Annotated in this window: 13 protein-coding genes; 2 read left to right on the top strand and 11 right to left on the bottom strand. The window is 60.0% G+C overall.

Going from position 1 to position 14136, the window contains the following annotated elements:
• Positions 1-197 precede the first annotated feature (197 nt).
• Positions 198-1361 carry a diguanylate cyclase gene (locus ACOYNB_RS04460; protein ID WP_422837919.1) on the bottom strand — a complete coding sequence of 388 codons (1164 nt, stop codon included), beginning with the start codon at positions 1359-1361 and terminating at the stop codon, positions 198-200.
• Positions 1362-1563: 202 nt separating this feature from the next.
• Here ACOYNB_RS04460 and rpoH point away from each other — a divergent pair, with 202 nt between their 5' ends.
• A complete protein-coding gene (rpoH, locus tag ACOYNB_RS04455; RefSeq protein WP_422837918.1) occupies positions 1564-2505 on the top strand; it encodes an RNA polymerase sigma factor RpoH in 942 nt (313 codons plus the stop codon).
• 79 nt (positions 2506-2584) lie between these two features.
• On the opposite strand, the gene pgi is transcribed toward rpoH, so the two are convergent.
• Entirely contained in the window at positions 2585-4225 is a 1641-nt protein-coding gene (gene pgi, locus ACOYNB_RS04450) for a glucose-6-phosphate isomerase (protein WP_422837917.1), read from the bottom strand.
• A 15-nt stretch (positions 4226-4240) separates the two neighbouring features.
• The gene (gene tal / locus ACOYNB_RS04445; RefSeq protein WP_422837916.1) at positions 4241-5188 is read right to left on the bottom strand and encodes a transaldolase; all 948 of its coding nucleotides are present in this window, start codon (positions 5186-5188) and stop codon (positions 4241-4243) included.
• Positions 5189-5327: 139 nt separating this feature from the next.
• Between tal and zwf the strand changes: the two genes are divergently transcribed.
• A complete protein-coding gene (zwf, locus tag ACOYNB_RS04440; RefSeq protein WP_422837915.1) occupies positions 5328-6788 on the top strand; it encodes a glucose-6-phosphate dehydrogenase in 1461 nt (486 codons plus the stop codon).
• Here the strand turns inward: zwf and ACOYNB_RS04435 are convergent, their stop codons facing one another.
• The 8 genes from ACOYNB_RS04435 to ACOYNB_RS04400 all read right to left on the bottom strand — a co-directional run.
• On the bottom strand, positions 6789-7076 hold the full coding sequence (locus ACOYNB_RS04435; protein ID WP_422837914.1) for an STAS domain-containing protein: 288 nt from the start codon (positions 7074-7076) through the stop codon (positions 6789-6791).
• 2 nt (positions 7077-7078) lie between these two features.
• A complete protein-coding gene (locus tag ACOYNB_RS04430) occupies positions 7079-7753 on the bottom strand; it encodes an MlaC/ttg2D family ABC transporter substrate-binding protein (protein ID WP_422838086.1) in 675 nt (224 codons plus the stop codon).
• Between the two features lie 83 nt (positions 7754-7836).
• Positions 7837-8607, bottom strand: a complete 771-nt coding sequence (locus ACOYNB_RS04425; protein WP_422837913.1) for an MlaA family lipoprotein — start codon at positions 8605-8607, stop codon at positions 7837-7839.
• A complete protein-coding gene (gene mlaD / locus ACOYNB_RS04420) occupies positions 8604-9083 on the bottom strand; it encodes an outer membrane lipid asymmetry maintenance protein MlaD (protein WP_374255470.1) in 480 nt (159 codons plus the stop codon). Before mlaD ends, ACOYNB_RS04425 begins: the two co-directional genes overlap by 4 nt.
• A 26-nt stretch (positions 9084-9109) precedes the next feature.
• On the bottom strand, positions 9110-9892 hold the full coding sequence (mlaE, locus tag ACOYNB_RS04415; protein WP_422838085.1) for a lipid asymmetry maintenance ABC transporter permease subunit MlaE: 783 nt from the start codon (positions 9890-9892) through the stop codon (positions 9110-9112).
• Positions 9892-10737 carry an ABC transporter ATP-binding protein gene (locus ACOYNB_RS04410; protein WP_422837912.1) on the bottom strand — a complete coding sequence of 282 codons (846 nt, stop codon included), beginning with the start codon at positions 10735-10737 and terminating at the stop codon, positions 9892-9894. Before ACOYNB_RS04410 ends, mlaE begins: the two co-directional genes overlap by 1 nt.
• A gap of 211 nt (positions 10738-10948) precedes the next feature.
• Positions 10949-12412 (bottom strand): glutamate synthase subunit beta, encoded by a 1464-nt coding sequence (locus tag ACOYNB_RS04405; protein WP_420816712.1) that lies wholly within the window; start codon positions 12410-12412, stop codon positions 10949-10951.
• Positions 12413-12433: 21 nt separating this feature from the next.
• A partial coding sequence (locus ACOYNB_RS04400; protein ID WP_422837911.1) for a glutamate synthase-related protein occupies positions 12434-14136 on the bottom strand: 1703 nt, incomplete at its 5' end.

The raw sequence follows: 14136 nt of genomic DNA, 5'->3' as shown, positions 1-14136 counted from the left end.
CAATACTGCCCCCTCAGGATCAGAATCCAATTCCGGCACGGCGACTGGGGCAAATAGGACAACAACGGCACAACGCGACCACTCACTACAAGGATCGCGATGTTGTCGCCGGTATATGTCACGAGTTTGACAGCCCCCTCGCCATTTGTGACAACCAGAGGCCGGGCGCTACCGGATCTGTGACTCGGTACGGGATGTCAGGCGACAGCGACCCGGTCTCGCCCAAGCTCTTTCGCACGGTAAAGCGCCGCATCACTCGCAGCAAGCAGTGCATCCGTTCCTTCTGTCGCGGCGGCCGGGATGCCGGCGTGCACGCCAATACTGACGGTTACGGGAACCGCAAGTTGACCAACCAGGACAGGCATCGACCCAATCGACATCCGAATGTCGTTTGCCACAGTACATGCACCATCCACACTGGTGTCAGGCAGCACCACCACGAACTCCTCACCGCCAAAGCGGGCCAACAGGTCCGATTGGCGCAAACGGTGAGAGATCCGCCTCACCACCTCTCGGAGCACCTCGTCACCCGCCAGATGTCCAAACTGATCGTTCACCGCTTTAAAGTGATCGATATCAATCATCAACAAAGCCATGGACTCCGAATCACGGTGGGAACGCGCACCGTATTTCTGCAAGGCATCCAGCAAGGCACGGCGGTTGTGAACGCCAGTCAGACCATCGCGAATCGCCAGACTCCGCTGCTGAGACAGCGCATATTCCATCTGCATCAGCACAAAGCCCATGCTGTTGACGAGCAGCACCATCAACGTTGCCAGGTAAGTCAAGGCCTGGACGTGGTCCGGCACCTTGTACGCATCACTCCACCGCGTGGCGGACCACATGACCCCGGTCCGCACCAACAAGGCCAAAACCAGGGTTGACGCGCCGAAGATCATCACCCATCGACCGGTCAGACGTCGCTCCACCAATCCGGGCCCCCAAGCCTGATTCAGCAAAACACCTGCCAAACCCGCCTGGATCAATGCCACCAGCACATTGCGCGTGGGATCGTCGTGCACCCATGTCCAGGCCACCAGCACATTGGCGGCGAGCAACCCCCACACCACGGGCAATTGAATCGGACGCGCACGACCGCTTTGGAACGCCGCCACGGCACTGGCATGACACACCAACGTCAATGCCGTCAACAAATTGGTCAAGAGGATCGAAACCGTCACCCACCCCCACGCACGCAAGCCAAAGGCGGGATAAGACAAGGCATTCACCACCAATCCCCAACCCCACATCGCCAAGCCATGATGCCCACGCGACCGCACCGCTACCGCCAAAACAGCAACGGACAAGACACCACTGGTCACCGTCAGGGCCAACAGCAGGGTTGGCAGGTCAATCATCATCTTGCAAGGGCTCCGCTCAATCGATTCTGCCAGAGGTCCAATGCCAACCCAAGCCGGCCTGATTCGAACTAAAAAATAGAGCAATCAACCCGAGAGGTGCTCCTGTCACCCTCGCACAGAAGTCCGGGAACTTTTAGGGATTAGCACTCTCAAAGCGGGAGTGCTAACATTGAACAAGAAGGATCCCTGAAAGGAACCATTCATGACCCTGACGACTGCTCTGACAACCCGCGACCCTTGGAGTGTGGTGCCCTCACTGGGCAATCTGGACGCGTACATTCGCTCCGTCCAAGCCATCCCCATGCTGGAGGCCGAAGAGGAGCAGCGTCTGGCGCGTCGCTTGCGCGATCAACAAGACCTGCAAGCCGCCTCCAAGCTCGTGCTGTCGCACTTGCGACTGGTCGTGTCCATTTCCCGCCAGTACATGGGCTACGGGCTGCCACAAGGCGACCTGATCCAGGAAGGCAACGTCGGCCTGATGAAGGCCGTCAAGCGCTTCGACCCAGATCAAGGCGTGCGCCTGGTGAGTTACGCCATGCACTGGATCAAGGCCGAGATCCACGAATACATCCTGAAGAACTGGCGCATGGTCAAAGTGGCCACCACCAAGGCGCAACGCAAGTTGTTCTTCAACCTGCGTTCGCTCAAGCACCAGTTCAAGGGTGAAGCCGACAATGCCCAAGTCGGGCGCGCCGGCCTGTCTGAGGCCGAAATTCACCGGGTTGCCGCTGAGTTGGATGTGCGCCCGGAAGATGTCATCGAGATGGAAACCCGCTTGGCGGGTGGCGATGTGGCGCTGGAAGCACCGACTGACGACGACGGCGACAGCCACAGCGTGGCCCCCCTGGCCTATCTGGCCGACGATGTGAACGAACCCACCCGGGTGATCGAGTCCCACCGTCGTGACTGGCTGGCCAGTGATGGCATCACCTTGGCGCTGTCACAGCTGGACGACCGCAGCCGTCGCATCGTCGAAGAGCGCTGGCTCAAGGTCAACGACGACGGTTCGGGCGGCATGACCCTGCATGAACTGGCTGCCGAATATGGCGTCAGCGCCGAGCGCATTCGCCAGATCGAAGTGGCTGCGATGAAAAAGATGCGCAAGGCCCTGAGCGAAAGCGCCGACAACCTGGCTTTCAGCTGATCAAAGTCACATCATCGCTGTCGCGCCATCCAGGCCGCGCCCGGGAAACCGAGGCGCGGTTTGCATTTGGATCGTCCACTCAACGCAAGCGCGCGATCATCGCGGCCGTGGCGGCATCCAGACCGCTGGCATCACCCGACTCCAGCCGAGGCAACAGGTCATTGCACATGGCCTTGCCCAACTCCACACCCCACTGGTCAAAGGAGTTGATGCCCCAGACTGCGCCGCTGACCAGCACACGGTGTTCGTACAGCGCAATCAAGGCACCCAGTGATCGGGGCGTCAAAGCCTCCAGCACCATGGTGAGGCTGGGACGGTTGCCTGCAAACGTTCGATGACGCGCCATCACCTCCGGAGGCAACTCCTTGGATGCCGTCGGCGGCCTTTCCTGCAAGGCTTGCTCCATCGTCTTGCCCCACATGAGCGCCTGAGCCTGCGCCAATCCGTTGGCCAACAACATGCGGTGCTGCGTCTCCAGCATCTCCGCCATGGTCTGGGACACGTGCCCATCCTCCCGGCGGGGCAGCTTCTTGACCAGGATGAACTCCAGCGGAATCACATCGGATCCCTGATGCAGCATCTGAAAGAACGCATGCTGACCATTGGTGCCAGGCTCACCCCACAGCACTTCGGCCGTGGCATAAGGCAGCACACGCCCGTCCTGATCCACGCCCTTGCCGTTGCTCTCCATGACCAACTGCTGCAAGTAAGCAGGCAGTCGTCGCAGGTTGTGGGCATACGGTGCCACGCAACGACTGGTATAGCCCTTGAAATTGCGATACCAGACATCCAGCAAACCCAGCCACAACGGCACGTTTTGCTCGGGGGGCGCCTGGAAGAAATGCTCATCCATCGCGTGCGCCCCAGCCAGCAGCGCACGGAAGTGCTCACTGCCCAGCGCCACCGCGACCGGCAAGCCAATGGCCGACCACAGGGAGAAGCGCCCACCCACCCAGTCCCAGAAACCAAAGGTGGTTTGAATACCGAACTGATCTGCCAGCGCCACATTGGTGGTGGTGGCCACAAAGTGACGCTCGATGTGCTGCCCCCCTTGGTCCAGGAACCACTGACGCGCCAAACGCGCATTCGTCATGGTCTCCTGCGTCGTGAACGTCTTGGACGCCACGACGAACAGGGTGTGCTGCGGCTTCACCTTCCGTAGCACCTCACACAAATCCGAGCCATCCACGTTGGACACGAAGTGGAACCGCAACTTGGTGTGCGTGAAGGCATCCAGGGCGGGGATCACCATCTGGGGCCCCAGATCCGAGCCACCGATCCCGATGTTCACCACATCATGAATGTCACCCGGTTGATCGCCCCCTGCACGCGCGCGCACCGCATCGGCAAATGCCAACATGCGGTCCAGGACATCGTGAACCAGTTCGCTGTGCGCCCCTTTGCCTCGCGGCGCACGCAGCGCCGTATGCAGCGCAGCGCGATCTTCCGTCCGATTGACCAGCGCACCTTGAAGCATGGCATCCCGGCGCTCAGCCAGTCGGCATTCCCGAGCCAGATCCAGCAAATGGCGCCGGGTGGCCACATCCCAATGGGCACGGGACATGTCCACCGTGACCTCGGGCGCCTGCAGCGTCAGGCTGCTAACCCGGTCTGGATGCTCCGCAAACAAGGTGCGCAAGTCCAGGTCGCGCCCATGGGCTTCGTAATGCCCGGCCAGTGCGCCCCAAGCGACGGTTTCATCGCAACGCGGAATCAACATGCACCTTACCCAATTTCAGCGTTGTGCCTCGATCAAGGCATCCAGCTTGACCGCATCAGCTGCAAACAGACGGATCCCTTCCGCCAGCTTTTCAGTGGCCATGGCATCCTCATTGAGGGCATAGCGGAAAGCGGCTTCCGACAAGGCGGGCTCTGGCGCCACCACATTGGAGGGCGCAACCAATTGGCAAGGCACCGCACCTTGCGTCGACTGCAACTGGGCCAACAGATCTGGACTGATGGTCAGCAAGTCGCACCCCGACAACGCGAGAATCTGCCCCACATTGCGGAAACTGGCCCCCATCACCTCCGTGCGGATGCCGTGCTGCTTGTAATACGCATGGATGCGCGAGACAGACTGAACCCCTGGATCGTTGACGCCAGCATGGGCTGCTTCGTCCCACGCTGCACCCGCCGACTTTTTATACCAATCGTAGATGCGCCCCACAAACGGAGAAATCAACTGCACGCCGGCATCCCCGCAGGCACGCGCCTGCGCGAACGCAAACAGCAGGGTCAGGTTGCAATGAATACCCTCAGCTTCCAGGATGCGGGCAGCCTGAATGCCTTCCCACGTCGCCGCAATTTTGATCAGGACACGGTCACGACTGACACCTGCCGCTTCATACAACCCCATGATGCGACGCGCGCGTTCAACCGTCGCCGCCGTGTCAAAGCTCAATCGGGCATCCACCTCGGTCGACACACGACCCGGCACCACTTTCAGGATTTCGAGGCCAAAGCGCACCAGCACCTTGTCAACGATGCTGTCCAATGCATCACCGGCATGGGCCTTCACCACCTCGGCCAGCAGGGGCGCGTACTCGGGTTTTTGAACGGCCTTGAGAATCAGCGACGGATTCGTGGTGGCATCCCGTGGCGCGAACTGCGCCAGTTGTTTGAAGTCACCGGTATCGGCCACCACCACCGTGTGGGCCTTGAGCTGATCGAGTTGAGACGTCATGGAATCGACAACAAGGGAGCGCAGTCCACCCCTCGCCTTGAATCTGTTTTATCGTGGATGACATTCTGAATCCATTTTCATGACAATCTTGGGGGCGGGTGCGAATCCACCGCATCTTTCCCCCTGACTGCGGCGTCTCATGTCTTTCGATCTCGTCTTCTTCGGTGGCACCGGTGACCTCACTTGGCGCAAGCTCATGCCAGCACTGTTTCAGGCTTGGCGTCACGGCAAGCTGCCAGCCGGCGGCCGCATCCTGGCGGTGGCCCGCGATGAGCGCAACCACAACAGCTACCGCGAGTGGCTCAAAGAGCGCCTGGCCGCGGCCGAGCCCGCCAAGCGCCCCACCGACGACGAGTTTGCGCAATTCGCCGCCATGGTGCATTACCTGCGGATGGACCTGTCGCAGCCGACGGATTACGCAGCACTGCGCGATTGGCTGGCCTGCCGGTGTGCCGACACGGTCGTGATGTACCTGGCCACCAGCCCCCATCTGTTCCCCGTGATCTGCGAACAACTGGGCAAGGTGGGCCTCAACCATCCTGGCGTACGCGTGGTACTTGAAAAGCCGCTGGGGCACGATTTGGCCTCTGCACAAGCCATCAACCGCGCCGTCTCGGCGGTGTTCACCGAGCGGCAGGCACTGCGCATCGACCACTATCTGGGCAAGCCATCGGTCCAAAACCTCATGGCCTTGCGATTTGGCAACGTGCTGTTCGAGCCGCTGTGGCGCCGCGAGAGCATTGCCAACATCCAGATCACGCTGGCCGAAAGCTTGGGCGTAGGCACACGCGGCGACTTTTACGATCGCACAGGGGCCCTGCGCGACATGGTGCAAAACCACGCGCTGCAATTGCTCACGATGGTGGCCATGGAGCCCCCATCGAGTGCACATGCCGATGCCATCCGCGACGAAAAACTCAAGGTCCTGCGCTCGCTCAAGCCGTTTGACGAGTCCTCCGTGACCCGAGATGTCATCCGAGGGCAATACCGCGCGGGCGCCATCGAGGGCCAAGCCGTGCCTGGCTACCTCGACGAAGCCAAAGTCCCCGCTGACAGCTGCACCGAGACGTTCGTGGCACTGCGATGTGAAATCCAGAACTGGCGCTGGGCGGGCGTGCCGTTTTACCTTCGCACCGGCAAGCGCCTGGCACACCGCCATGCCGAGATCGTGGTGAATTTCCGCCCGACACCGCACTCGATCTTCCCAGGCGCCCAATCACCGAACAAACTGGTCATCAAACTGCAACCCGACGACGGCCTGGAATTGCACTTGTTGGCAGCCAAAGGGTCGGTCCACACGCTGGGATCAGGGCAAGAGGTGCTGTCCCCTGTCTCGCTGGATCTCGACTTTGACAAGGCCTTCCCGACCGAGCGCGTGGGCGCCTACGAACGCATGCTGCTGGATGCGCTGGCAGGCCGTCTGAATTTGTTTGTGCGCTCGGATGAGCAGGAGCAGGCCTGGCGGTGGGTGGAGCCCATTTTGCACAGCTGGTCGAAAGACAGCAGTGGTCTGCGCACCTATGCAGCTGGCAGTTGGGGCCCGGCAGCCGCCAGCGCCCTGATCGGGCGAGACGGCTACGCGTGGGCAGAAGAGTACTGATCAGGCCGACTGCAACAGCGCATCCACGCCATACAGTCTGGCCAATTCAGTCAGTCGCGCCGGGAGCGACTGCACCGCAAATGCGCGCCCTTTGGCGCGCGCCATGCGCTGGCACTCCAGCAACACCGCCAAAGCGCTCGAATCAAACTGGTTCAGCGAAGAGCCGTCCACCGTCAGCATTGCGGCCTCGGTCCCGCCCTTGGCTGCAGCCTGCTCCAGCGTTTGCCGAAACAGGCTGAGGACATGCGGAACCTCAGCGTGGGTGATGACAGCAGGTAACATCAGCATGATCAGTTCGCCTTCTTGGCTGCGAGCTGCTTGTTGCGTTCCACCAGCTTGTTGATCAAGCCGTCAATACCGGTTGCATTGACCTCTTGTGCAAAGCTACTTTGGTAGGTCTGCACCAACCAGGCGCCCATGACGTTGACGTCATAGATCTTCCAACCCGTAGCGGCCTTCTCGAGACGGTAATCCAATTGGATTGGATCGCCTTGGCCTTTCACCAAAGTCCGGACAACCACTTCGCTGTCCTCGGGGCGGTTGCGCGAAGGCTTGTACTCGATCACCTGATCCTTGATCTGTGCCGCGGCACCAGAATACGTGTGAACCAGCAGGGTCTTGAATTCGGCTTGCAAACGCTTGCGCTGATCTGGCGTGGCCTGACGCCAGCCCGGCCCCACCGCAGAGGCAGTCATCCGCACGAAATTGACGTTCGGCATGATCTTCGCGTCAACCAGGGCGTTGAGCTTGCTGAGGTCACCGCTTTGAATGGCTTTGTCACCTTTGACCGAAGCAAACACCTCCGTCGTGATGCTCTTGATAAACGCTTCACCCGTCATGGCCACGGCAGCGGCAGGCACAACTGCGGTCGCGGAGGCTGTTTGGGCCTGCGCGACCCCACACACCAAGCCAGCCATCGACATGGCCACCACCAACACACGAGCGGAGAACGAACGGTTAAGCAACACGGTGATCCTTTCTTTGATCTGCCTGTCTTCCACTAACGCATCACATGGCGATCGGGTAGACACAGGCAGATGTCTTGTCTTCAGTTAGCAGGTGCCGAAGCACCCGATGCGGCCGGCTGCGCCGACTCTGCGGCGTCCTCTGGCTCGTCATAACGAGGTTCGATCTCTGGCTGATCCTCCTCGGGAGGATTGCCGTTGTAGATCAGATTGCGACGACGCTGCAGGTAAGCATCACGCACAAACGAATACTTATCGAGCGCCACATCATCCAACAGTGCTGCGGCAGAAAGATAAGTCGCACGAACATTGACCACCTGCAACAGGCGGATCTGGTTATCCGTGCGAGGCCCGTCCCCCAGCGTGGTGGCTGAGAAATACGTATTCCCGACGATGTTGGCCGTGTCGCGCAATGTCGACGAGCCCAATACTGGCCACACAATGTACGGGCCAGAGGGCATACCCCAAACCCCGAGCGTCTGACCGATGTCCTCGTTGAAGCGCGGCATCTGCATGGCCGATGCCATGTCAATGAAGCCACCCAAACCCAACGTGGTGTTCACAGAAACACGGATGACGCTTTGAGCACCGTCTTTGAATCGCCCCTGCAAAAACAAGTTGGCAGAGGTCCACACGTCATCGATGTTGCCAAAGAAATTGCTGACACCCTTGCGCACCGGCTCTGGCGTGACTTTGGCATAGCCCTGCGCCACTGGCTTCAGCACGTTGGCGTCCAGTGTCTCGTTGAACGAAAACACCTTGCGATTCCACGACTCCAGCGGATCTTGCGGGTGCTGAGTTGCACACCCCTGCATCAGCAAGAGCGCGATCACAGCGGGTAGCACACGCGTCATTTAGCGCCCTCCTTGGACGCCCCCTCGGAAGCCTTGCTGTAAAGGAACTGTCCGATCAAGTTCTCCAAAACGATAGCCGACTGCGTGCTCTTGATCGTGTCACCCGCGACCAGATTGGTTTCCCCATATCCGGGCTCGAGTCCGATGTACTGCTCGCCCAGCAAACCTGCCGTGAGGATCTTGGCAGAACTGTCTTTGGGGAAGGCCACGCCCTTGTTCAGAGTGATCTCCACCTGAGCCTGGAAGGTCTTGGTGTCAAAGTTGATGGTCTTCACACGACCCACCACCACCCCAGCACTCTTGACCGCCGCTTTGGGCTTGAGCCCCCCAATGTTGTCGAACCGCGCCACCACGTCGTAGCCTGGCTCGAAAGACAGCGTGAGCAAATTGCCAGCCTTGAGCGCCAAAAACAAAATGGCCGCTGCGCCCAATAGCACAAACAAGCCGACCCACACATCATGTTTTGATTTCTGCATACGTTCGTCCTTGCGACCCACCTCGATCAAATCGAGAACATCATGGCCGTCAATACAAAATCCAGCCCCAGCACAGCCAGGGATGCCATCACCACGGTACGTGTCGTGGCAAGCGACACACCCTCAGGTGTCGGTTCGCACTCATAGCCCTGCAACAACGCCACAAAGGTCACCGTCAGGCCAAAGACAAAGCTCTTGAGCATGCCGTTGCCGACATCGGCCCACACTTCCACGCCGTTCTGCATCTGAGACCAGAAGGCACCATCGTCCACGCCAATCATCATGACGCCGACGACCCAGCCACCCAGCACCCCCACGGCCGAGAACACCGCAGCCAACAGCGGCATGGCAATCACACCACCCCAGAAGCGTGGTGCCAACACCCGTTTGATGGGGTCCACCCCCATCATTTCCATGGCAGACAGTTGCTCACCCGCCTTCATCAAACCGATCCCGGCCGTCAACGCGGTGCCAGCCCGCCCGGCAAAAAGCAAGGCCGCCACAACCGGGCCCAATTCGCGGCACAGCGAAAGGGCCACCATCAACCCCAAAGCCTCGCTGGAACCATATCGCTGCAGGATGTAATACCCCTGAAGACCCAACACGAATCCCACGAATGCGCCGGACACCGCGATGATGGCCAGCGAATAGTTCCCAAGGAAAAACAGCTGCTCGGTCAACAGCCGAGGGCGGCGCAGTGTCTGCCCCAGCATCAAAAACAACTTGAGAAACAGTCGGGTGCTGTAACCGACCTCGGTCACCTTTAACCGAACAGCACGTCCGACGTAACTGGGTTGCAACCACTTCATCATCCGCGCACCCCAAAATCTTGACCCGCATCCATCGCAGGATAGTGAAAGCGGACGGGGCCATCCGGGGCCGCTTGCACGAACTGCTGTACCAAGGGGTCTTCGCTCGCACGCATGTCTGCGGGTGAGCCTTGCGCGACGATCTGACCATTCGCCAACAACACGATATGGTCAGCGATCAGGAAAGTTTCGTCGACATCGTGTGAGACGATCACACTCGTTAAACCCATCGTGTCATTCAACTCTCGAATCAATCGAGCAGAGATCCCCATGGAGATGGGGTCGAGTCCGGCGAAAGGCTCGTCGTACAGCATCAACTCCGGATCCAGCGCCATGGCACGCGCCAAGGCAACGCGGCGAGACATACCGCCAGAAATCTGACTGGGCAGCAAATCTCTCGCGCCGCGCAAACCCACCGCATTCAACTTCATCAAGACCAAGTCTCGAATGATGGACTCGGGCAACCTGGTGTGCTCCCGCAATGGGAAGGCCACATTCTCAAAAACAGTCAGGTCGGTAAACAGGGCGCCAAACTGGAACAGCATGCCCATGCGCCGACGTACAGACATCAAAGCCTTGCCGTCAAAGCTGGCCAAATCCTGCCCACCGAGCAGGACCTGCCCTGACATGGGTGACAGCTGACGGCCAATGAGGCGCAAAACAGTCGTTTTGCCGCCGCCGGACGTACCCATCAGTGCCACGATCTTGCCGCGAGGCACCGTCAGACTGATGTTCTCGAGAATGACACGGTCGCCATAGCCACACGTCACCTCGCGCAACTCCACGAGCGGCGATTCACCCGGGCTGGCAGAGCCGACATTTTCGGTGGTTGTTGAATTCGTCATGCGATCAAAAAATGACCAGCGAACAGATCTCGCCGGTCCGTAATGATAGGGGAAGCCACCAACCCCGCAGTGCAGCCCCAAAGATGCCCTGTCTCTTCTATAAGGACATAGGTTGACGCCAAGCGCCCAACAGTAATCGATGACAGCGGTCAGCCGGAAACGAAAAGGCCACCCTTTCAGGTGGCCTTGACGCTTGACGCCAACAGGTGGATCAGCGAGGCAGCGAGGTCGAACCCATCAGGAAGGCATCGACTTCACGAGCGGCCTGACGGCCTTCGCGGATGGCCCACACCACCAGAGACTGACCACGACGGACGTCGCCTGCCGCAAACACGCCTTCGGCGCTGGTCTTGTAGCCGCCAACGTCGGTCGAAGCCTTGGCATTGCCACGGGCATCCTTCTCAACGCCGAAGCCTTCCAGCATCGTGGCAACGGGGTTCACGAAGCCCATGGCCAGCAGCACCAGATCGGCCTTGTAGGTCTTCTCGGTGCCGGCGATTTCCACGAACTTGCCGTCCTTGAATTCCACGTGCACGGTCTTCAGGCCGGTGACCTTGCCGTTTTCACCGAAGAATTCCTTGGTGGCAATCGCGAACTCGCGGGTGCAACCTTCGTCGTGGCTGGAGGAGGTGCGCAGCTTGATCGGCCAGTAGGGCCAGGTCAGCTCCTTGTTCTCCTGCTCGGGCGGCATGGGCATCAGTTCGAACTGCGTGACGCTCTTGGCGCCATGACGGTTCGAAGTCCCCACGCAGTCGGAGCCGGTGTCACCACCACCGATCACGATCACATCCTTGCCATCGGCACGGATTTGATCCTTGACCTTGCCGCCGGCGTTCACGCGGTTCTGCTGAGGCAGGAACTCCATCGCAAAGTGGATGCCAGCCAGGTCGCGACCGGGCACGGGCAGATCGCGCGACTGCTCGGAACCACCGGCCAGGATGACCGCGTCGAAGTCCTTCTTCAGTTGCTCAGGCGAGACCGTGTCCTTGGCCCAGTTCGTGACCTTGGAACCCTTGGGCATCTCGCCCACGATGGTGTTGGTCTTGAAGACCACGCCTTCGGCTTCCATTTGCTTGACGCGCTTGTCGATGTGCGACTTGTCAAACTTGAAGTCAGGGATACCGAAGCGCAGCAGACCGCCCACGGTGTCGTTCTTCTCGAACACGGTCACATCATGACCCGCACGAGCCAACTGCTGGGCAGCAGCCATGCCGGCAGGGCCGGAGCCCACGACGGCAACCTTCTTGCCGGTCTTGACAGCGGCAGGCTGAGGCTTGATCCAGCCTTCAGCCCAGGCACGGTCAATGATGGCGTGCTCGATCGACTTGATGCCGATGGCATCGCTGTTGATGTTCAGCACGCAAGCGGCTTCGCAAGGTGCCGGGCACACACGACCGGTGAAGTCAGGGAAGTTATTGGTGCTGTGCAGCACTTCAATCGCCGACTTCCAGTCCTGGCGATACACCAGGTCATTGAAGTCGGGAATGATGTTGTTGACCGGGCAGCCGTTGTTGCAGAAGGGCGTGCCGCAATCCATGCAGCGCGCACCTTGCTGCTTCGCCTGCTCAGGCGTCAGACCAATGACGAACTCTTTGTAGTTCTTCAGGCGCTTTTCGACAGGCTCGTAGCCCTCTTCCAGGCGCTCAAATTCCAGAAAGCCAGTGACTTTTCCCATTTCAAACTCCTAACGCGCTGATCAGGCCTTGGCCTTCGTGGCGGACTTGGCCTTGGCAACAGCAGCCGTGGCTTCTTGCTTGGCGCCCATTTCGGTCAGGGCACGACGGTACTCATTCGGGAACACCTTGACGAACTTGGTGACAGCAGTCGACCAGTTGTCCAGGATCTCGCGAGCACGCAGCGAACCGGTCCAGCGGTGGTGATCTTCAACCAGCTTCTTGAGCAAGGCTTCGTCAGCTTGACCCTTGTGCATCGGGATACCGGCTTCAGCTTGCTCGGCAGCAGGCAGAACCTTGTCCAGCGACACTTGGGCGGTGTTGACGCGGCTGGCGAATTGACCGTCTTCGTCGTAGACGTAAGCCAGACCACCCGACATACCGGCCGCAAAGTTACGGCCCGTCTTGCCCAACACGACGACGGTACCGCCGGTCATGTATTCGCAACCGTGGTCGCCGGTACCTTCCACCACTGCGGTGGCACCGGACAGACGCACGCCGAAACGCTCGCCGCCCACACCGCGGAAGAAGGCCTCACCGCTGGTGGCACCGTACAGCACGGTGTTACCGACGATGATGTTGTCAGAGGCATTGCCGCGGAAGTCGATGCTCGGACGCACGACCACACGACCACCCGACAGCCCCTTGCCGGTGTAGTCGTTGGCTTCACCGATCAGGTACATGGTGATGCCCTTGGCCAGGAACGCACCGAACGATTGACCGCCCGTGCCTTCCATCTGGATGAACACGGTGTCATCAGGCAGACCATCAGGATGGTGCTTGATCAACTCGCCCGACAGCATGGCGCCAACAGTGCGGTTCACGTTCTTGGCCACTTCCATGAACTTGACGGCTTCGCCACGCTCGATGGCAGGCTTGGCCTTCTCGATCAGGCGCACGTCCAGGGCCTTGTCCAGACCGTGGTCTTGGGTGTCGACGTGCAGACGGGGGATCTCGGCAGGAACGGGTGGCAGCGCGAAGACGCGGCTGAAGTCCAGACCTTGAGCCTTCCAGTGCTCGATGCCCTTCTTCATGTCCAGCAGGTCGGCACGACCGATCAGCTCGTCGAACTTGCGGATGCCCAGTTGAGCCATGATCTGACGTGCTTCTTCGGCGACGAAGAAGAAGTAGTTCACGACGTGCTCAGGCTTGCCGGAGAACTTCTGACGCAGGACGGGGTCTTGCGTGGCCACGCCCACCGGGCAGGTGTTCAGGTGGCACTTGCGCATCATGATGCAGCCCTCGACGACCAGCGGAGCGGTCGCGAAGCCAAACTCGTCGGCACCCAACAGGCCGCCAATGACGACGTCACGACCGGTCTTGATCTGACCGTCGGTCTGCACGCGCACACGACCACGCAGGCGGTTCAGGACCAGGGTTTGCTGTGTTTCAGCCAGACCCAATTCCCATGGCGTACCGCAGTGCTTGATGGAGGACCAGGGCGATGCACCGGTACCGCCGTCGTGACCCGCGATCACGATGTGGTCAGCCTTGGCCTTGGCCACACCTGCGGCCACCGTACCCACGCCCACTTCGGACACCAGCTTGACGGAGATGTCAGCCTTGGGGTTGACGTTCTTCAGATCGTGAATCAGCTGAGCCAAGTCTTCGATCGAGTAGATGTCGTGGTGAGGAGGTGGCGAAATCAGACCCACGCCTGGCACGGAGTGACGCAGCTTGCCGATGTACTCGGACACCTTGCCGCCAGGCAACTGACCGCCTTCAC

The organism is Aquabacterium sp. (assembly GCF_049317225.1).
GTDB lineage: Bacteria > Pseudomonadota > Gammaproteobacteria > Burkholderiales > Burkholderiaceae_C > Aquabacterium.
Note: the sequence above shows the minus strand (reverse complement) of the source record. Positions and strands in the feature narration are given on the sequence as shown.